At 40.5% G+C, this 20,237-nt stretch carries 19 protein-coding genes; 9 read left to right on the forward strand and 10 right to left on the reverse strand.

Annotation, left to right across the window (positions count from 1 at the left end):
• Positions 1 to 46 precede the first annotated feature (46 nt).
• From CWC14_RS09520 to CWC14_RS09535, 4 genes are all read right to left on the reverse strand, one after another.
• Positions 47 to 529, reverse strand: a complete 483-nt coding sequence (locus CWC14_RS09520; RefSeq protein WP_138562588.1) for a hypothetical protein — start codon at positions 527 to 529, stop codon at positions 47 to 49.
• Between the two features lie 2 nt (positions 530 to 531).
• On the reverse strand, positions 532 to 732 hold the full coding sequence (locus CWC14_RS09525) for a hypothetical protein (protein WP_212746551.1): 201 nt from the start codon (positions 730 to 732) through the stop codon (positions 532 to 534).
• A gap of 99 nt (positions 733 to 831) precedes the next feature.
• A complete protein-coding gene (locus CWC14_RS09530; protein ID WP_138562590.1) occupies positions 832 to 1,425 on the reverse strand; it encodes a hypothetical protein in 594 nt (197 codons plus the stop codon).
• A complete protein-coding gene (locus CWC14_RS09535) occupies positions 1,422 to 2,765 on the reverse strand; it encodes a tyrosine-type recombinase/integrase (protein WP_138562592.1) in 1,344 nt (447 codons plus the stop codon). The genes CWC14_RS09530 and CWC14_RS09535 overlap by 4 nt, the downstream gene beginning before the upstream one ends.
• 535 nt (positions 2,766 to 3,300) lie before the next feature.
• Between CWC14_RS09535 and CWC14_RS09540 the strand changes: the two genes are divergently transcribed.
• Entirely contained in the window at positions 3,301 to 5,178 is a 1,878-nt protein-coding gene (locus tag CWC14_RS09540) for a methyl-accepting chemotaxis protein (protein WP_013465980.1), read from the forward strand.
• An 85-nt stretch (positions 5,179 to 5,263) separates the two neighbouring features.
• On the opposite strand, the gene CWC14_RS09545 is transcribed toward CWC14_RS09540, so the two are convergent.
• Complete coding sequence (locus CWC14_RS09545; RefSeq protein ID WP_013465979.1) at positions 5,264 to 5,593, reverse strand: 5-carboxymethyl-2-hydroxymuconate Delta-isomerase; 330 nt, start codon at positions 5,591 to 5,593, stop codon at positions 5,264 to 5,266.
• 192 nt (positions 5,594 to 5,785) lie between these two features.
• On the opposite strand from CWC14_RS09545, the gene CWC14_RS09550 reads away from it, so the two are divergent.
• The 7 genes from CWC14_RS09550 (at position 5,786) to CWC14_RS09580 (ending at position 11,690) form a co-directional block, all read left to right on the forward strand.
• Positions 5,786 to 6,565: a porin family protein gene (locus tag CWC14_RS09550; protein ID WP_249928732.1), complete on the forward strand. Its 780-nt coding sequence runs from the start codon at positions 5,786 to 5,788 to the stop codon at positions 6,563 to 6,565.
• A gap of 136 nt (positions 6,566 to 6,701) precedes the next feature.
• Positions 6,702 to 7,172, forward strand: coding sequence for a CreA family protein (locus CWC14_RS09555; RefSeq protein ID WP_008466374.1), 471 nt, complete (start codon positions 6,702 to 6,704; stop codon positions 7,170 to 7,172).
• A 3-nt stretch (positions 7,173 to 7,175) separates the two neighbouring features.
• Complete coding sequence (locus CWC14_RS09560; protein WP_138562594.1) at positions 7,176 to 7,958, forward strand: hypothetical protein; 783 nt, start codon at positions 7,176 to 7,178, stop codon at positions 7,956 to 7,958.
• Positions 7,959 to 7,960: 2 nt separating this feature from the next.
• Positions 7,961 to 8,587: a LysE family translocator gene (locus CWC14_RS09565; protein WP_138562596.1), complete on the forward strand. Its 627-nt coding sequence runs from the start codon at positions 7,961 to 7,963 to the stop codon at positions 8,585 to 8,587.
• 12 nt (positions 8,588 to 8,599) lie between these two features.
• Positions 8,600 to 9,094, forward strand: a complete 495-nt coding sequence (locus CWC14_RS09570) for a gamma-glutamylcyclotransferase family protein (protein ID WP_138562598.1) — start codon at positions 8,600 to 8,602, stop codon at positions 9,092 to 9,094.
• 27 nt (positions 9,095 to 9,121) lie between these two features.
• Positions 9,122 to 10,663 (forward strand): serine hydrolase, encoded by a 1,542-nt coding sequence (locus CWC14_RS09575; RefSeq protein ID WP_138562600.1) that lies wholly within the window; start codon positions 9,122 to 9,124, stop codon positions 10,661 to 10,663.
• 103 nt (positions 10,664 to 10,766) lie between these two features.
• Positions 10,767 to 11,690, forward strand: a complete 924-nt coding sequence (locus tag CWC14_RS09580; RefSeq protein WP_024601706.1) for a histone deacetylase family protein — start codon at positions 10,767 to 10,769, stop codon at positions 11,688 to 11,690.
• Here CWC14_RS09580 and CWC14_RS09585 read toward each other — a convergent pair.
• Complete coding sequence (locus CWC14_RS09585; protein ID WP_024601707.1) at positions 11,670 to 11,969, reverse strand: DUF4144 family protein; 300 nt, start codon at positions 11,967 to 11,969, stop codon at positions 11,670 to 11,672. The genes CWC14_RS09580 and CWC14_RS09585 overlap by 21 nt on opposite strands.
• A 77-nt stretch (positions 11,970 to 12,046) precedes the next feature.
• Here CWC14_RS09585 and CWC14_RS09590 point away from each other — a divergent pair, with 77 nt between their 5' ends.
• On the forward strand, positions 12,047 to 14,575 hold the full coding sequence (locus CWC14_RS09590) for an EAL domain-containing protein (RefSeq protein WP_171036839.1): 2,529 nt from the start codon (positions 12,047 to 12,049) through the stop codon (positions 14,573 to 14,575).
• Here the strand turns inward: CWC14_RS09590 and CWC14_RS09595 are convergent.
• The 4 genes from CWC14_RS09595 to CWC14_RS09610 form a co-directional block, all read right to left on the reverse strand.
• Positions 14,548 to 15,363 carry a DUF2797 domain-containing protein gene (locus CWC14_RS09595; protein ID WP_138562605.1) on the reverse strand — a complete coding sequence of 272 codons (816 nt, stop codon included), beginning with the start codon at positions 15,361 to 15,363 and terminating at the stop codon, positions 14,548 to 14,550. The genes CWC14_RS09590 and CWC14_RS09595 overlap by 28 nt on opposite strands.
• A 21-nt stretch (positions 15,364 to 15,384) precedes the next feature.
• A complete protein-coding gene (locus tag CWC14_RS09600) occupies positions 15,385 to 17,925 on the reverse strand; it encodes an EAL domain-containing protein (protein ID WP_138562607.1) in 2,541 nt (846 codons plus the stop codon).
• 95 nt (positions 17,926 to 18,020) lie between these two features.
• Positions 18,021 to 19,307 (reverse strand): phosphoribosylamine--glycine ligase, encoded by a 1,287-nt coding sequence (purD, locus tag CWC14_RS09605; protein ID WP_076921882.1) that lies wholly within the window; start codon positions 19,305 to 19,307, stop codon positions 18,021 to 18,023.
• A 14-nt stretch (positions 19,308 to 19,321) separates the two neighbouring features.
• Positions 19,322 to 20,140 (reverse strand): class I SAM-dependent methyltransferase, encoded by an 819-nt coding sequence (locus CWC14_RS09610; RefSeq protein ID WP_138562609.1) that lies wholly within the window; start codon positions 20,138 to 20,140, stop codon positions 19,322 to 19,324.
• Positions 20,141 to 20,237: the final 97 nt, after the last annotated feature.

Here is a 20,237-nt window from a genome sequence, read left to right on the forward strand (position 1 = left end):
CCACCAGCTTTTGGTTACATATCAAAATGAATCTAAGCCGATTAAATCAACTTTTAGTCGGCTTATCTTTTTTATGAATAGGATCATTGGCCGCATCTCCTAAAGATTTAAAATACTCTTTATTGGCTTTTGTCATTTCGGTAAAAGCTTTTGGTTCACGCTTACGCCCATGAACAGCTTGTTTGTAAGACTCTTTGCCTAGCTCTTTTCGTCTTTCGCGCCTTGCTGATCTGTCTTGCTCTACATCACCACTTAAATGCCTAAAATCTAATTGCAATAACGTTTTGTTTGAACCCTCTATTTTGACTGAGTGAATTAACCAATAGCCACCGCTTTTACTTTTGAGCTGCTGTAATGCTGAGCGCATTGTTTCGCCTAATCCTGTGCTTAATGCTAAATCATCTCGTTGATAGGCTTTGCAATCTGATAAAGCTTTAAGTAATTTATAAGCGCTAACATTTTGCTTTGGTATTGCTTCAAGTGGTGCTGCTTCAAAAATTTCAGTTAAAGGTCTGTGTAGGTTTATCATCGTTAAGACTCCTTACCAGTTAATAAAGCAGCTACTTCATCAGCTGGCCACAATAGGCGTCCAGAAGGTAATTTGATTGGTTTGATGCCGTAAAAGCTGCCTGTTTTGCATAGGCGGGTTCTTATCGAGTTGGGTTTGCCTTGTAATGCTAAAGCAAACTGTTCTGTGGTTAGGTTTTGTGGAGTGAATGTAATTGTGTTCATGCTTATACTCATCTGTTTGTTTGTATAAGCACTATTATGATGATAACTATTTGGGGGGATATTCCGTTTAATTTTTAATTAATTCCCCCCCGAATAATTTTATTTTAAAACTTGCGCCGCATTTACCGCTTTCTGATAAACATCTAAACGACGATCATATATATCAACGATCGTTGCAGGGCTTAGTATTGGTTTAAAATTCATTTCTTTTAGGATTTCTTCGAGCACAAAAGCTGAATTAAACTTCTGTCGAGTAACACGGTTACTAGGTACACTTAAACCAGCATTAATAAGTAAAGATAGTGCGCACAATAAAAAGTAGTCTCGCATCACCTCAGGCTGGCGACCTCTCTTTTTTGCAGGTGGCTTTTCACTAGCTAGCATAAATACAAACTCGCTAAGCCTAGGGTCGCTAGGGTTTTTAGAGGTGTAAGCTTTTAATATATCCCATGCCGTGCGGTCTTTTTTTGCAGCAATAAGCAATTTAGCAAGTGTATTATCATTCATTAAATGAAAAACCTTACTGGTTTCCTCATTAGCTATTAGTTTTAGAGAAAGTGAGCCATAATTGACAAGCTCATTCATAGTGTCGACTTCACGCAAGTTGTTAATAGTTTCAGATCTCGATGCTAAATATTCTTTAGCTTTGAGCTTGGCTTTTTTTACATCGTCTATTGTTATATTGCTTTTCATAAAGCCCCCTTAATAAGCGTTAAACGCTGCTCACTGATGTTAGGCATAGCAACACCAGCCTGTTCTAATATCCAAGCTTCTAACGTTGTGTGCCACTTCCTTAATAAATCGAGCGGCCTTTGTTTGTAATGCTTTTCAGCGGTGGCACTGGGTTTGTGTCCCATAATTTGAGCAACAACGCCTGTTGGAATTTCTACCCATTCACTAAGATTTGAAAAGCTGCGTCTTAAACCATGCAAGGTTAGCCCCTCAATACCAGCGGCTATTAGTGCGGGTTCAACGCTTTTTCTTGGGTCTGTTAATTTACCTGATACGCCTGAGGGAGTAGAGAAAACCCATTCATTTCTACGGGGTAGGTTAACAAGCAAACTAGCTACATAAGGCGTTAAAGGAATTACCCTATAACCTGAGTCTGAACCGCTGCTGGTGGCTTTATCGCGTATGGTCATACTATTCCATTGTAAATCTAATTCGGTCCATTTAAGGCCCACCAGCTCATTTCTTCGCGCACCCGTTAAAAGTAGTGTTTGCACAAACGCTGAAATAACAGGATTTTGTATTTGTCTTACATATTTAAAAAAGGCGGGTAACTGTTCTTTTTGCAAGCTATCGGTTCGAGCGCTTAGTTTAACGACTGTTTTTTTTACGTCTTTTGTTTTTAGCTTTGCTACATCAATTAAGCCTGAATATTTATCTTGCTCACTACACCAGTTTAAACAGGCAAACAATAAGCGGTAGGTTTGAGCGGCAACACCTGCGCGAGTCTCATTTTCTTTTTGTAACCATCGTTCGATTTTTTTCGATGTTAAATCTTTTAGCTTTGTTTCGATGAGTGGATATAAACAGCCAGCTTTAGTTAAGCGGCCCTTACCTCTTGCCCATGGTTGGTTAGGTTCTTGGATTGATTTTAGATGATCGTTGTAATGCTTTTCACCCCAGCGACTTTTGTTTGCGTCTATGTACTCAAGCCATACTTGTTTTAACTTGATAGTGCCGCGCAATTCTTCTTGTTCTTCGGCAAGTTCTTTTGCTGCTTTTTCGCGTTTAAGCTTGGCTGGGCTAATATAGTCTTTAGCACTTGATTGAAACTCTCGAGCCTTTGCCCGTGCTTCATCAATATCAAACGCATCTACAGGACCAATTACAGCCCGTTTTGTTTTTCCGTTTATTGCAGCTCTAAAGGTATATGTTTTTTTACCTGATGAATAAGCCCTTATACCTAAACCCGTGCAACCGCTATCCCATAAAAAAGATTCTTTCTTACCCTCGGCACATTTAAAAGTGCGGACACGTTCAGCGGTAAAGTTTACTCGATTAGTGGTATTATTAGTTTTAGCCATTCGAACCCCCTTATGGTTCTTTGGTAGCCCTAATTATGTTGGCGCATAGTTGGGGCTTTTTATTGTCTGCGGATCTGTCACGGACGTCCCACGGACGCTCTACGGATCACTTTACGGACAATATACATCAATACGGACCAATATGCCAAAAAAGAGGGGAGGGGTTAAAGCCTTTAAAAATAAGGGTTTTGAAGTGTTAATCAATACAGGTAAATTGTTTGTGAGTTCGACTCATAATCGTTAGGTCCCCAGTTCGAGTCTGGGAGGGGCCACCACTTTTACACGCTTTCCAAATAAATAAAAACTCATTTTCCTAGTTTATAAAATTCGCCTTTGTTATTTCTATCGTATTTTTCACCAGCGCACTGATTTCTGTATTAATTCTATTGAATACATTGCAATAAACACAGTTGAATCTACTATTAAAGTGTTATGGGGTTTTATTATAAAAATCTTTACTTTATGCCCTTTAATGTCGCTACTGTTAATTGTGTGCGGTATATAAAATACTGCTTAGTTACTCCTTAGGTGCTCTATGTTATTAAAACGAAAAGTATACCTCAGCCTTATTTTGGCTGTTGTTGCTCCTTTAGCAATATCTACTCTAATATTTTCAAATAGTATTCGCTCAAATACAGAAGAAAAACTAGCAAAAGTAGATTTACCGACTGCGCTTAGTGAAGTGAAAAGCCAAATCGAATTAGAGTTATCGACTCCTATTATTGTTGGCAAAGAAATAGCGCAAAACTTATTTGTGCAACAATGGATGAATAATAATGAAGATGCGCAAAGCCGAGGTAAATTCATTGATTACCTCAAACATATAAAAAATAAAAACCAAGCCAGCAACGCATACATTATTTCTAAAAACTCCCGCAATTATTACACCGATGAAGGTATTTCTAGGCAAATAGACAGTAGTGATACTTGGTTTGATGCCTTTTTAGCATCGGATAGACCATTTGAAGTAGCACTCGACATAGATAAAGGTAGCTCTGAGGTGATGGTATTTATTAATTATGCCATTGAGCTTGATGGGCAACGACAAGGAATTGCCGGAATAGGCCGTTCGCTCGATTCTATGGTGGATCTCATAAGTGAATATAGAATAGGAGAGGGCGGTATTGTTTATTTGGTCTCTGGTAGTGGCGAGATTATGTTGCATGGTAATAAAACTAAAATTGGGCAATCTGTTGACTTGGCACCCATTAAAAATGGGGCAATTCAAAGTAAAGTAATTGATGGTGATGACTATGTTGTCTCAAGTACGCCAGTAAATTCATTAGGTTGGCATCTAGTCGCTGAAATTCCCCAAGAGCAATTATATGGCGCAATTAATAGTGCCATTAATACTAATATCATTTTTGGTGTAATTATTGCGCTTGTAGGTTTAGCGTTAGCACGCGTGTTAGTAGGGCAAATATTTAGGCCAATCGAAAACATTACTGCAGCAGTGAATGCGTTAACAGAAAAAGATGGCGATTTAACAGCGCGACTTCCTACTGATGATAATAATGAAATTTCAGACTTAGCGGTTAAGTTTAATCTGTTTTTAGAGCAGTTACATTATATGTTCAAACAGGTTTCTGAGTCGGCAATTCATGTTAAAGGTATTTCCCAAGATGTGCTTGAGCAAGTGCAAGGTGCGGCAAATTTAGCTGAAGTGCAATCATCGAGTACGCAAACGGTGGCGGCAGCCGTTAATGAGATGGAGGTTACGGTTCAGGATATTTCTGGTAGTGCCAGTAATGCAGCAGATATTGCTACTAAAACCGAAGAAACGACGCACAAAGGGGTTGAGTTTGTGCAAAGCACGATTAAACAAATGGAACAACTGGAAGCGTCAATGGCCAATTCTGTGGCCTCGGTGTTAGAGCTTTCGACAGAGATTAAATCAATTTCTCATGTATTGGATGTAATTAAAGGGATTTCCGAGCAAACTAATTTATTGGCGTTAAATGCGGCTATTGAGGCTGCTAGAGCGGGTGAGCAGGGCCGTGGCTTTGCGGTAGTTGCTGACGAAGTAAGAACGCTTGCGCAACGTACCGCGGAGTCTACGGAGCAAATTAATGAGATGATTGATTCGTTAAATGCTAAAGCGTCAAGCACGGTAACAGCGATTGAATTGGGCAGCAAAAACACCCTAGAAAATGCCGAGCGCTTAAAAGAAACCGGCCATACATTAAATGGTATTTCACAGGAAATTGTACTACTAAGCGAGTTAAACAACTCAGTGGCTACTGCAACGCGAGAGCAAACACTAGCAACCTCAGAAATTAGCCAAAATATTGTGATGATTTCCGATTCGGCAGAGCAAACCAAAGAAAATATGAAAAAGTCAGAGCAGCTTTGTAATGGTTTAAATAAAGAATCGAATATTTTAAGGGATTTACTGGGTAAGTTTACGCTTTAAACACGATTTAATTAAAAATCAGTTGAGCGAGGAAACCATCATAGTTATAGCGCTCTCGCCTATAACTATGATGTTGTAATAGCGGTTAGTTTTTACGGTAAATCTCGTGATCCATTTCGTAAATATTTACGCTTAAACTGTCAGAGGCTCTGCAATACGTTTGCAAGCAGGCTAGTAATTGCTCACTTAGTAGTTGCTTTTGCTCAATGGAACGCCCAGCCATAATATGCACCGCAATATGAATAAACCCTTCTTTACCCACACCTAACTGATAATGCTGATAAGCAATAGCGCGAGTCTTTATTGTTTCTAAATCAAATAAGCCACTTTCAAACGTTGTTGTATGGATTTTTTCCACAAGAACTTGAGGTAGTAAAGGCAGATCTTCTGAGTGTTCAATAATAATGTGTGGCATTTAACGTATCCTCTTTAGATTGGTTCATTTAATTATACCAAACGGGTTTGTACACGCTAACCCCATAACGCTTAATTTTTAAAAATGTGGCTTGAACATATTTTTAGCAATAAACTATTTAAGCAATTACAAGACCTGTAGCGTGTTTAATTTTAGATTTATTATGGCAAATATTTTTGGTTGATACGTTTTATGTCAATTTGTGGTGACTTATACGAAGAGCACACAAGCCAGTTGGTATTTGTAATTGCAATTGATGAAATAAGTAACGAAAACATCATGCGCGAATGTTATGACTCAGAGGCTGCGTGGGGCAGTGATAACGAATACTGTAGCGATATTACCCGTAACGACGAAGGTAACATTGTAAAAACTCTACAGCGTGAACATAACTTGGATGAGTTAACTGCGCGCGGTTACGATGTCGTTGCAACTTACAAATATGACATCGGCAGCTATGGCAACTTGTTATTTAAGCTTTATTACAATCACATTATTGAAAACTCGCAAACCTATGAAGGGTTAGATGGTAACAGTGTTACTTCACAGTATGCAGGTTATGGGCGCTCAAAAGATAAAGCCGCTATGTCGATTGTATGGAAAATGGATGATTTACTTATCCGCTGGCGTACAAATTACGTAGGCGCGTTTAAAGCAAGCCAAGAAGATGAGAAAGACTACCTTGAGTATGTTGCTGCAAATGATGAGCGCTGTGCTGAGGGCGATGCCGGTTGTATTGCTAACCCTGAGCCACTGGCATACCAAAACTACGGCTCATTTTTAAAGCATAGTTTATCAGCGTCTTACACTATGGCATTGACTGATAAGAGTGACTTACGTGTATTTGGCGGGATTAATAATGTATTTGACGACAAAGGGGCATTTTACCCAAGTGGTCGAGGGAACTTCTATAGCCGTTACGGCGGCGGTGCAGGCCGCTATGTTTATCTAGGTGCACAATATAGCTTTTAATAATTTTTAGCTGTATTTGTTTGCAAAGGCACTCCTTCGGGCGTGCCTTTTTTATTGCTTATAAAATTTGTTTTATCGCAGTGAAAGCGTTTAGTATAAGGCATAACTTAATTTTAATATGAACGAAGGACTTGCTATGAAGTATCTCAAAATGGGTAGTCTAATTGCGTGTTTAGCAGGGCTTACAGGGTGTTCTGATGATGTTGCTTCAGTAAGTCTTGGGCTATTTACCACTAAAGATGTGGTGGTTAACTCACAGCAAGACCCGCTTGTTACAGGGGTTACTTGTCATATTAGTCACATTGAGGCTAATTTAGACTTTTCAGACCCATCAGATATGTCGATTGCTTGTCGCCAAACAGGGCCAATTACCGCAGACCAATTACAGTCTATTGACCGTAGTAAGTCGGGTGAAGTCGTGTTTAAATCATCTAAGAGTATTTTGTTTAAGTCGTTAAAAGTTCGTCGCATTTATGATGCTAAAACCCATACGTTATTGTATTTATCGTACTCAACGAAAGAATCTACGGGCAGTCATCATCACGCGCTTTCTACGGTGCCTTTATACAATACACAAGCATGGCAATGGGCACAGGGGCAAGAATAGTTTATGTTAACCCTATTTAAATCAAAGCCCTTATTGGCAGAACAAGAACAACAGTGGCTAGTTGATACCTTTATTTGGGCTGCAGAAAACTTTGACCTGAATTTTTTTACTAAGCATAGCCAAATTATTTTACCAACGGTCGAGTTTTTTCCTGATTCGGTTTCAAGCATTGAAGAAATGGCCAGTAAGGTGTTTGCGCGTGTTAAACACTATGCTGGTATGGATGAGTGGCCTATAACACTTGTTGCACCGCAACAATTACAACCTCAGGTGTTTCCACATTTTGAATTTAGTGAGCATCTACGTGGTGAGCACTGCCATTTAATGGTGCCACCAAGCCATACAATTAATGTGTCGTTTAACCCCAACCAAATTAATCAGCCACAAGATTTAGTAGCTAGCTTTGCAGGTACTCTTGCTACTATTTTAATTCATCATGTAGGCGTATTACCTCCAGGTGGTAAAGAGTTCTTACCTCAAGCAACGGATGCTTTAGCGTGCTTTTTAGGTTTTGCGGTGATGATGAGCAATACCGTGTACCAGTTTAAGGGGGGTTGTGGCTCATGTTACAACCCATATGCCAATCGCGAAGCCACGCTCAGTGAAACCCATACTGTATTTATGCATGCTTTAGTAAGCTACTTTAAGCAAGATAAACACTCTAAAAAACATTTAAAACCGCATTTACGAGGCCAATTTAAAAAAGCGCAAAAAGAAATAAAAGCCTTGGTTAATCAATCGGCTAATCCATTATTATTGGCTTTTTCGCCAGAGCAAGCCAGTTAAGTATGAATTATATCGATGAATTTTTATTAATTGCGGTGGCTCATTTTTTTGCGGTAGCAAGCCCTGGGCCCGACTTTGCGGTAGTCCTTAAACAAAGCGTACAGTACGGCAGGCGTAATGCCTTATGGACAAGTGCCGGTGTTGGTGCGGCTATTTTATTACACATAGCCTATTGTGTATTGGGAGTTGCGCTGGTGTTAACTCAATCACCTGCGTTGTTTATGGCGCTTAAATATATAGCGGGCGCGTATTTAGCGTATTTAGGCGTGCAGGCACTGCGCGCTGCTAAACCTACAAAGACCTCATCAGAACCGACTGCAAAACCCAGCCTTGCAGCTGAGTCATCATGGCGTGCGTTTCGACGTGGCTTTTTTACCAATGCACTTAACCCTAAGGCAACACTGTTTTTTATGTCGTTGTTTACCTTAGTGATTAGCCCAACTACGCCGGTAATAGTACAAATGGGATATGGCGTTTATATGGCGCTTGCTACGTGGGCTTGGTTTTCTATTTTATCGCTATTGTTATCAAAAGCGCGTGTACGTGATTTTTTTCAGCAAAGTGGTTATTGGTTCGACCGCGGCATTGGCATTATTTTAATCGCACTGGCTGTGCGAGTTGTTATTTAAAGAAGGAATAGTATGGCGTTATATAATTTTTCGTTTGGCTCTAATATGTCATCTAATCGTTTATTGGCACGTTTACCTAATGCAAAACGTGTGGGTACGGCACTTTTAAAGGGCTATAAGTTAACCTTTAATATGGCCTTTTCAGATGGTTCAGGTAAATGCACTATTGTGCCTACTAATGAGCCCGATGCGGTTGTATACGGTGTGGTGTATCAGATAAATGAAGACGAAAAACGAATTTTAGATGAAATTGAAGGCCCTAATTACGACTGTGTTGACTTAACCGTTAGCCTTTTAGATGACGATGACATTAATGTACACTGCTACATAGCAAACACACATGACGACACACTGCTACCTTATGATTGGTACGTGCAGCATGTATATCGCGGCGCACTTGAGGCGGGCGTACCCGAACACTACAGTCAACGCATTTTAGCTTACCCGAGTAAGCAAGATACTAATAAAGCGCGCGCCGAAATAGAATTTGCGGTTCATCAAGATTAAACAAAAATAATAACCTAAGGTAACACTATGAAACTAAAAAAATTAACCACAGCCGCATTATTGGCTGGCTGGGCGTTTACGAGCTCTGCAGCAGTTGATACCGATAAAATTTCAGAGGTGATCAACGCTTCAATGACACGTTTTGATGTACCCGGAATGGCCGTTGCCATTGTTGAAAATGACAAAGTTGTATTCGCTAAAGGCTTTGGTGTTGCCAACCTTGATACGAATAGCAAGGTGAATAAAGACACTTTATTTGGCATTGCTTCAAATACCAAGGCATTTACCAGTGCAGCATTGGCTAAGCTGGTGGATGAAGGCAAGTTAAGCTGGGATGACCGCGTAATTGACCATCTTCCTGAGTTTAGATTGTACGACCCTTACGTTACTCGTGAAATGCGCATACGCGATTTACTTAGTCATCGTAGCGGTTTAGGGCTTGGTCAAGGCGATTTAATGATTTGGCCAAGTACAGATAAATCGGTAGCCGATATTTTATCTGGGCTGAAATATTTAAAACCTGCGAGCAGTTTTCGTAGCCAATATGCTTACAACAACCTAATGTTTGTTACCGCTGGTGAAGTTGTTGCGCGTATATCGGGGATGAGCTGGAACGACTACATTGAAAAAAATATTCTACAGCCGCTAAATATGACCAACTCGCGCGCTGGCTTTTCGCGTATCGCAAAAAATAACAAAAACTGGGCGATTGGACACATCCCAATGGATGGCAAATTGCATCCTTTTTTTGTTAATTACCTTGAAGACTTTCGAGGGGCAGGCGCCATTGCATCAAGCGTAAATGATATGAGCCAATGGCTCCGAACTCAACTTGCGGGTGGCAAAATGCCTAATGGCGAGCAGCTATTTAGTGAAAAGCAGCAAGCACAAATGTGGCATCCACATATTACATCAATGGCATCTAAAAGTGCCTATGAAGCGTATCATCAGCAATTTAGAGGTTATGGATTAGGTTGGAGTATAGAAGATTACCACGGCGTTAAAAAGCTGGCACATGGTGGCGGCATTTTAGGTATGGTATCGCAGGTGACTTTACTGCCAGAAAAAAACGTGGGGATTGTGATATTAAGCAACCAACAAGCATTTTCTGCATTATCGGCGGTGACCCATGAAGTACTTGAAGATGTACTCGAGCTTGAAGATAAAGATTGGGTTGAAGAGTTAGCTAAAAAACATTTTGCAGGAAAAGAAAAAGCCTATGCTAATGCCGCACCAAAAGCGCCAACAGACACTCAACCGCAATTACCTAATATAAACTACACCGGTACATTACATGATGATTGGTATGGCGATGTAATCGTTGAAGAGCTGGATGGTAAATTACGCATTGATTTTACCCATACAAAACGCCTTAAAGGTGAACTGGAGCATTACACAGGCAATACCTTTATTGTTAAGTGGGATGAAAAGTTATTAGAGGCAGATGCCTTTATTCGCTTTTCTATGAGCGCCGATAACCGCGTAGAATCAGCGAAAATGAATGCAGTTTCAACGCAGGTAACCGACTTTAGCTTTGATTTTAGAAACCTCGACTTAAAAGCTAAATAACCATAACTTTGGTTAAAGAGTCGTTTAGTATCAACCAAAGTCGCAAAGCCACCACAAGGTGGCTTTGTTATACTCGTTAAGCAACTTATTTTTGGAGTTAGCTATGCGCACTGCGATTATTTCTCATCCTCACTGTCGTAAACATAAAATGATTGAAGATCATCCAGAGTGCCCTGAGCGTTTAGATGCGATTAATGACCGTTTACTTGCTAGTGGACTGGATGTGGCTATAGAGCAAAAACAAGCCCCTAAAGCACTGCGCGAACATTATTTATTGGCGCACAGTGAGCAGCATATTAAGCATGTAGAAGACATGATCCCCACCGAGGGGCTCAGCGATCTTGATGGAGATACGTGGTTATGCCCCGACTCTTTAAAGGCCATTGAGCGTGCAGTCGGAGCAGGGTTACTCGCTGTTGATGAGATTTTAGAGGGCAAGTTAGACGCTGCGTTTTGTTCAGTACGCCCGCCAGGGCATCACGCTAACCGAGATAGCTCTTCTGGTTTTTGTGTGTTTAACAACCTTGCGATTGCGGTTAAATATGCACAAAGCAAAGGGGTAAAGCGCATTGCTATTGTTGATTTTGACGTACACCATGGCAATGGGACTCAAGATATTTTTATGGATGATGAAAATGTCTTGCTGTGCTCGTTATTTCAATATCCATTTTATCCTAATACCGCCATTAAAAATAATGCCACACTGGTAAATTCACCTTTACCGATAGCTAGTGATGGTGCTGATTTAAAAGCACTTTATGAGCAACAATGGCTACCAAAATTAACAGAATTTAAGCCTGAGCTACTTTTTATAAGCGCGGGATTTGACGCACATTTAGAAGATGACATGGCCAGTCTTAAGTTTGTTGAAAGTGATTATATATGGCTTACTGAGCAGTTAGCGCAATTTAGCCAACAGCATCATTGTTTAGGTATTATTTCTTATTTAGAGGGAGGGTACTCACTGTCGGCCCTCGGGCGCAGCGCGATTGCACACGTTAAAGCGTTAGTTGATTTCGGCGAGTAACGCAAACGCTTGGCTTGGTGTGAGCTGCTCTATTTTACTTAAGCAGCATTGCCCTTCTTTTGCTAAATATTCTTTTACTAGCTCTGCTAATTGGCTTGCACTGAGCGCCGTGAGCGAATGGCCGCTTAAACTTTGATAGCCACTAACCTTATCTAAAATAATGACTTTTTGCTGTTCACTTGCTTCCATAGTGTAAATAAAGTCGTGTAAATCATTGGCGTGCTCTATTAGCTCAATTTCATTATTATAAATAATAATTTGTGGGTAACTGATGCTCATCTATTGTCCTAAATCAAATTGTTTTTTTACTGAATAATTTATAATCATTAATTGGTTTAATTTTGGAAGTAGAAGCAATGCCTCAAACTAGCCGCTATCAAAAAGTATGCGATGTTTTTACCAATAAGGTGATCGCCTGCGCTAAGGATACCCCTTTAATTGAAGCGGTGAAACTAATGCGAGCGCATAATGTTAGCGCTATTTTTGTAAAACAACAGCAACAAATAATAGGCGTATGGACTGAAACCGATTGTTTAACACTTAACTTTTCTAATCGCTCACTTAGGCAGTTAGCGATTGAAAGCGTTATGTCGAGCCCTGTATTAAGTGTGCCCAGCCAACAATTATTAACCGAGACGGCCATGGTGTTTAATAAGCAGGGTGTAAGGCATTTGTTAGTCACTGATATAAATGACATTCCCAGCGGCGTGATCAGCATTACAGATATTGTAAACAATCAAGGGCTAGAGCATTACTTACAATTTAGACCTATTAATGATCAATATAATAAAAACATACGGATAGTACCGAGTTCATTGGCAATCAATGACGCGGTGAGCATGATGCGTGAATATGCAGAGAAAGTGATTTTGGTGTTTAATGAGGATGAAAATGCCCATGGCATTATTACCCAGCGCGATTTACTAAAGCTCATCACCGAGCAGCACAATCATCTTGTTTGTTGGGATTTAGCCAGTCGCCCCCTTTATCAGATAAGCCCCCAAGACAGCCTTTTTGATGCTTACAGGTTGATGTCTGAAAGTAACATTCGACATTTAGTAGTAAGCGAAAATAATCAAATTAACGGTGTATTATCGCTTGAAAACTTAATTAATGAAATTGAAACGGCTTATTGTTGTGAGCTTGAAAAAGTACTTCAGCAGCGTGATATTGCATTGCAGCATTCGCAGCGTAACTTATTTTTAGCCAATAAAATTATCGACTCCTCCCTAGATGGCATCATGATCACCGACTCGAATGGAGTGATTATGCAAGTAAACCCTGCATTTACTCATCTAACCGGTTACAAAGAATATGAGGTGATAGGTAAGCGACCCAATATGTTGAGTTCAGGGCGTCATGATAAAAACTTTTACATAAAAATGTGGGATTCACTGACCAAAACAGGGGTATGGCAGGGGGAAATTCATAATCGTAAAAAGTGTGGTGATATTTATATTGAGTGGCTCAGTATTATAGAAATAAAAGAGCCAAGTCATAGTGAGGTGATTTACGCCGCTATTTTTAGTGACATAACTGAGCGAAAAAGCGCAGAAGAAAAAGTGGTGCAGTTAGCGTATTTTGATGAGCTAACTGGCTTACCTAACCGGCGTTTATTTAACGATAGACTTTCTATGGCACTGGCTGCTGCACACAGAGATAAACAAATGTTAGCGGTAATGTTTATTGACCTTGACCGTTTTAAAGAGGTGAATGACAGCTTAGGCCATAATGCCGGTGATACCTTATTAAAATTAGTCTCTGAGCGCATTATTAACACCCTCAATGAGGGAGATACGCTGGCGCGATTAGGGGGCGATGAGTTTATTGCAATGTGCGAAATAAACAATGTAGAAGGTGCTATCCCCCTTGCTGAGAGTATTTTAAATCACTTAAATACACCGTTTAAGCTTGAAGGCTTTGAGGTCGGTGTTACCGCCTCTATAGGTGCAGCAGTTTACCCTGATGATGGCTTAGACAGTGAAACATTATTAAAGCATGCTGATATTGCCATGTACCGCTCAAAAGATGTCGGTCGCAATTCATTTCAATTGTTTCAACCTTCAATGAATGCACGATCTTTAGAGCGTTTAGCGATGATGAGTCGCTTTCAGCATGCACTCGAAAATGATGAGTTTGAGCTTTATTTTCAGCCTAAAAAATGTTTAAAAACAGGGTTGATTATGGGAGCTGAAGCACTACTGCGTTGGCATGACCCTGATTTAGGCACTATTTCACCAGCGCAGTTTATTCCGCTTGCTGAAGAGCTAGGTTTAGTGGTGCGTTTAGATTTATGGGTTATAAACCAAGCAGGTAAAGAGTTAACCCTTTGGCAAGCGCAGGGGATTGATGCCGGACGTTTAGCGATTAATGTCTCTGCGTGTCATTTAAGCCAAGGTAAGTTGGCTGATAATATTAAAGCTATGCTTACTCGTTACCAATTACCTGGCAGCTTACTTGAAATTGAGCTGACCGAAAGCAGCTTTATTAGCTCGTTTTCACAGGCAAAAGAGCAACTACAACAGCTCAAAGCGCTGGGCGTGCATATTGCGCTGGATGATTTTGGTACGGGGTATTCTGCACTCAGTTATTTAACCAAATTACCGTTTAATACATTAAAAATTGATGCGAGCTTTATTGCTAAGATTCCTGATGAGTATGGCAATAGCCAAATTGTGGCGGCCATTATAGCCATGGCGACAAGTTTAGGGTTAGATGTGGTTGCTGAGGGCGTTGAGCATGCCTCGCAAGAGGCACACTTAGTCGAAATAGGCTGCAATGTTATTCAGGGCTATTATTATTGCCATCCATTAACGCAGCAGCAGTGGATAGCATTTTATAACCAAGCAGCAAATGGTTATTCTGGGTCTACACTCACTTCATAAGAGGTGAATTTTCGAATATTAATCACACCACTATCAAAAATTAAGTACTGACCTTTTATACCTTGTAAAACGCCGCTAACAACGGGGTTTTTGTCAAAGTTAAACGAGCTAATTTTGCTCGGGTATTCACTGACTGGAAAATCAAGGTTTACTACGTCTTCATCAAGTTCTTCAATGGCGGTTGTGCCAAATAATTCACTCAGCTCTGTTAGTTTTTCGCTAATTTGTGGAATAAGCTCAGCAGCCGCTGCTTTTAAATCAAGAACGTCGTTTTGTCCTTTGAGCATATTGCGCCAATTGGTTTTATCAGCAATAAACTGCGCGAGCGCCACTTCCACTAAGCCCGACTGTAAACGAGTTTGTACTTTAAAAATAGGTAATGCTTGGGTTGCCCCTTGGTCAATCCAGCGGGTAGGTATTTGGGTGTGGCGAGTAATGCCTACTTTTAAACCTGATGTATTAGCTAGATACACATAATGCGGGATCATGCAGTTTTCTTCGCCCCACTGTGGCTCGCGGCAGGTGCCTTGATCGTAATGGCAGGTTTCAGGTTTCATGATACACATGTCGCAACTTGCAAGCTTGCGCATACATACAAAGCAATGCCCTTGAGAATAGCTTTTTTTTGTTTTTTTACCACAGTTAGAACACAAAATTGTGCCACTAAAAGTGAGAGTCAATTGTTTACCTATTAAAGCATTTAAATCAACCAGTTCATCACCTACAGGTAAATGATATTGAACGGGTTCTGTTAAGCTCGACTTTAATTTACGCAGTGTACCTTGCATCTTTACTTGGCCCCAAAGATGTTAAAAAGGGAAGCTTAACATTTTTAGACGGTATTGGCTGTTCAAGAAGTCTAAATAATTATCATAAGAGAGTGCTTTTGCGTACAAGTAGCCTTGGGTACGGTCGGCTTTCATAGTGTTGAGCAGCTGGTGAACTTCTTGAGTTTCTACTCCCTCAATCGTGATAGTAAGGCCCAAGTTATGTGCCATATCTATGGCTGTTTGCACAATGACCTGATGAGCCCGGTTATCGGTTAAATCAAACACAAACGACTTATCTACTTTAAGTTCACTAAAGTGATAGTTAACTAAGTAGCTAAGCGATGAATAACCAGTACCAAAATCGTCTAACACGACCTTAACGCCCAGTGTGGCAAGTTCACCAACTAAGGTGACTAACGCATCTTGATTTTCGACAAACGCTGATTCAGTCAGCTCAAACTTCAATAAATGAGGGGCAACCTGATACTTTATTAAAATGTTTTCTACTTTTTCGGTTAAATTGGCAATGGCTAGGTTTTTTGCACTTAAATTAACGCTAATACTATGTTCAGTTACGCCCTCATTTGCCAGCTTTGTAATGTCTTTGCAGGCTTGCTCTATCACCCAAAGTGTTAATTCATTAATAATACCGGTGTGTTCGGCAAGTAGAATTAGTTTTTCTATGGAAATGTTTTTAAACTCAGTATTAGACCAGCGTAGTAGAGCTTCGGCACCATTGACACTGTTATCTTTTAAATTAATTTGTGGTTGATAAAACAGAGCGAGCTGATCTGTTCTTATCGCTTGTTGAAGCTTAGCAGCAAGCGCAACGTCCATAGCTAAACTGCTGTTCGCAGATGATGAGCTTACTTTACTTAGACTATGTTTAGCGTTATGTAATGCCAAGTAGCCTCGTTTCAACCAAAATTCAAAGTCATCACGTTTACCAAAGGCACTAATCCCCACGCTGTAATTGAGTTGTAAGTCTAGCCCTTTGATTTGATAAGTTTTTGGTAACTTATTTACTACCCTTTTTAATAACTCTTCGAGCGTGTGTGGGCTTTGGTTTTTAGTCGAGATACAGGCAAAAACACCGCTACCTAAATCAGCAATTTTAGCGGGTTGATTAATGCCACTACTTAAGTTAAAAAATTCTCTCTCAAAGCTCAATTGGCATTCTAATTCGTGCGCAACATGCTTAATTAATTCATATCCTTGGGAGGGCGTAATAATGGTATTTAGCGAGTTAAAATGACGTATTTTAACCAAACATAAAGTGGTGGAACGTTGCTGGGCTTTGAGTGCCATAAAGGCATACTTTAACTTTGCGCTATTGAGCAGTTTTGTTTGCTGGGTATGCGTGGCATGATATAAAGCGCGCTCACGCTGATAACGAACCCGATCGGCAAGTGCCATGGCCATGAGGACAATTTCACATAAGATGGCCATTAAAAAAGCATGACGTATTGAAAAGCTATAAGTGATAATGCCTGTAAGCTCTAAAGGCTGAATGGCTGCACCAATAATCAATGGCACCCATGAAAATACGTAAAACTTAGCCCATCTAAAGCCACTTTTTAATTTGTTATAAATTAAAATAAAGCAGACGATATAAAGTAATCCCAAAATTACAAAAAATATGGGGGCAGCTATATTTTCGGGAATAAAAAAGCTTAATGTACCGAGCACTAGCATTAGCCAGAGTAAACCAACACTTAATTTATAACGCCAGCAACGGTCTTTATGATATCGCAAAAACATGGTGCAAAAAGCGAGAGTGAAAAACGCAATAGTGTAATTAACGACAATTATTTTTTCGTGAATAAACAACTGCCATTCTAGCGGCCATAAATAAAAACCAAACCCCAGCACGGTGCCCATTAATGCTATAGCACTAATAATGTAGCCAATATAAACTAAGTACACGCGGTCTTTAATGCCAAAATAGAGTAATAGGTTATATAGTGAGGCCATTAACAATACACCCGTGAAAATTCCCCAAATGCCTGTTTGTGAGCGAACTAAGTCAACAAATACATTATGGCGATACAAGTGAATTGGGGTTTTACTGATCCCCACGGTATCTATTTTTATAATTAGTCGATGTGTAGATTGGCCATCGAGGTTAAAGCGAATGTGGGGCACGCTGTACTTAAATAAAGTAAGACGTGGCTCTTTATCGCCAAGCTTATAAGTGTCGAGTAGTTGGTTGTTACTATTGAGCCGATATATGGTGAGATGATCTACCATCGGGTTATCAAAGTGGGCAACCACATCTTCTTGTTGGCTGCTTTTGTTTTCTAAATCGAGGCGTAACCAATAATTTTGCTGTTCAAAGCTCCAAGGTATATCGTTAAATTCTTGCTGTGTAAATAGCACCTGCTTGGTCATTACTTCTTCAAAACTTTGTGTTTTGCTTTTGTCTATGTAATACGCATGATCGAGGTAAACAGGGGTTATTTTATCTATGGTATAGCGTGATGGCATCACAAAGTTTGTTGCCAATGTGCTGATAATAAAAAAGATAAAAATAAGTATTACAACTGCTACCGCATGGTAGCGCAAGGTTTTAAATTCCAATATTAATCTATGTCCAGATTACTTTTTTATAGTGTTGCAGTAAAAAGCGCAGATAATCTGCGCTTTTATAAAATTTACTCGTTAGTTATCAATCGTTATGATTGTTCACGAGCAATTGCGCGATAAGCAATGTCAGTACGGTATTCCATGCCATCCCAGTTGATTTCATCAACCAGTTTATAGGCACGCTGCTGCGCTTGTGTAACTGTATTACCCAGTGCAGTAGCACACAGTACACGACCACCGGCAGTCACTATGCTATCGCCGTCTTGCTTAGTCCCTGCATGGAAGACTTTTTCGCCTTCAGGGTAAGTTACTTTCAAGCCACTGATAGCATCGCCTTTCGGGTAGCTATCTGGGTAGCCTTTAGCGGCTAAAACAACACCTACTGCAGCGCGTGAATCAAACTCAATGGTGGTTTTATCAAGCTCTACACGGTTAGCTGCTTCAATCAATTCAACTAAGTCTGATTGTAAGCGTAGCATCATAGGTTGTGTTTCAGGGTCGCCAAAACGACAGTTATATTCAATTACTTTTGGTGTGCCTGTCTCATCTATCATCAAGCCTGCATACAAAAAGCCAGTGTACGGATGGCCTTCGCTAGCCATACCTTCTACCGTTGGGTAGATCACTTCGTTCATAATGCGCTGATGAATTTCATCGGTTACTACAGGCGCTGGTGAGTATGCACCCATACCGCCAGTGTTAGGACCTTGATCGCCATTGTAAGCGCGTTTATGGTCTTGGCTGGTTGCAAACGGCAGTACGTTTTTACCATCAACCATGACTATAAACGACGCTTCTTCACCTTCTAAAAACTCTTCAATGACTACACGACTACCGGCGTCACCAAAGGCATTACCCGCAAGCATATCGCGAATAGCCTCTTCAGCATCGCGTTCGTCCATAGCAACAATCACGCCTTTACCAGCAGCTAAACCATCGGCTTTAATAACAATCGGTGCGCCTTTTTCTTTTAAATAGGCAAGCGCAGGGTCGATTTGTTCAAACGTTTGGTAATCAGCGGTTGGGATAGCATGACGTGCTAAAAAGTCTTTAGTGAACGATTTAGACCCTTCAAGCTGGGCAGCGCCTGCTGTTGGGCCAAAAATAGCTAAGCCGTGTTCACGAAACTTATCAACAACACCTAATACTAGCGGCACTTCAGGGCCAACAATGGTTAGCTCAACATTATTTTGTTGTGCAAAGCTAAGTAGCCCATCAAGATCTTCAACGTTAATTGCTACGTTCTCGAGTTTTGGCTCAAGGGCTGTGCCCGCATTACCTGGAGCAACATAAACAGTGTTAACTTTTGTATTTTGAGCGGCCTTAAACGCAAGTGCGTGTTCGCGGCCGCCGCTGCCAATGACTAATACATTCATGGCGAATATCCTATTTAAAGCGGTTTTTTAAATTTCAGCGTCATACGGTCGCTTTCACCTATGGCTTTATATTTAGCGGCATCTTGCTCGCCAAGTCTAAGGCTCGGTGGAAGGGTCCATACCCCTTTAGGGTGATCGGCTGTATCAAGAGGGTTTGCATTAATATTGCTTTTTGCTTCAAGTTCAAAACCAGCTTGTTCAGCAAGTGCAATAACCACACTTTGCTTCATATAACCTGATGATTTTTGCATCTCATCATCTTGCTCTTCTGGTAGGCGGTGTTCAACCACACCTAAAGTGCCGCCTGGTTTAAGTACTTTGTAAAAAGACTTAAACGCATTGCTTGCAGCTTCTTTATCTTTGCTCATGTACCAGTTATGAACATTACGAAAAGTCAGTACCATATCGGCGCTAGCCGCAGGAGCAATATCTAAATGTGTAGATGGGGCAAACTCAGTGAGTTTAACGTGACTAAAGCGGGCATCTTCAGCGATTTTAGCTTTAAAGCCAGCAAGAGAACGTTGGTAATAACCAACCGATGAATCAGCAGGGAAGTGCGCAGCATAATAGGTGCCTTGCTCTTTCAGCGCTGGCGCTAAAATTTCACTGTACCAACCACCACCTGGGGCAATTTCTACCACGGTCATAGATGGTTTAAAGCCAAAAAACTCGAGGGTTTCTACAGGATTGCGGTATTGGTCGCGTTCACTGCTGCGCTCACTTGCTTTAACTGCATTTGTTAATGCTGAGTCGTGGCCATGGTTGTGTGCCAATGCCATTGTTGAGCTTAATGACAGTGTGGCAACCAGTAGAGATTTTAGTGCAAATTTCATCGTCTAATCCTTCACATTATAATTGTTAGTCATGGTTATAGAATAAGCAGAATACGTGAATTTGATGCAAACAAAAAGAGCTAACTGAAGCAGTTAG

The sequence above is a fragment of the Pseudoalteromonas sp. S3260 genome, assembly GCF_005886925.1.
Classification (GTDB): Bacteria; Pseudomonadota; Gammaproteobacteria; order Enterobacterales; family Alteromonadaceae; genus Pseudoalteromonas; species Pseudoalteromonas tetraodonis.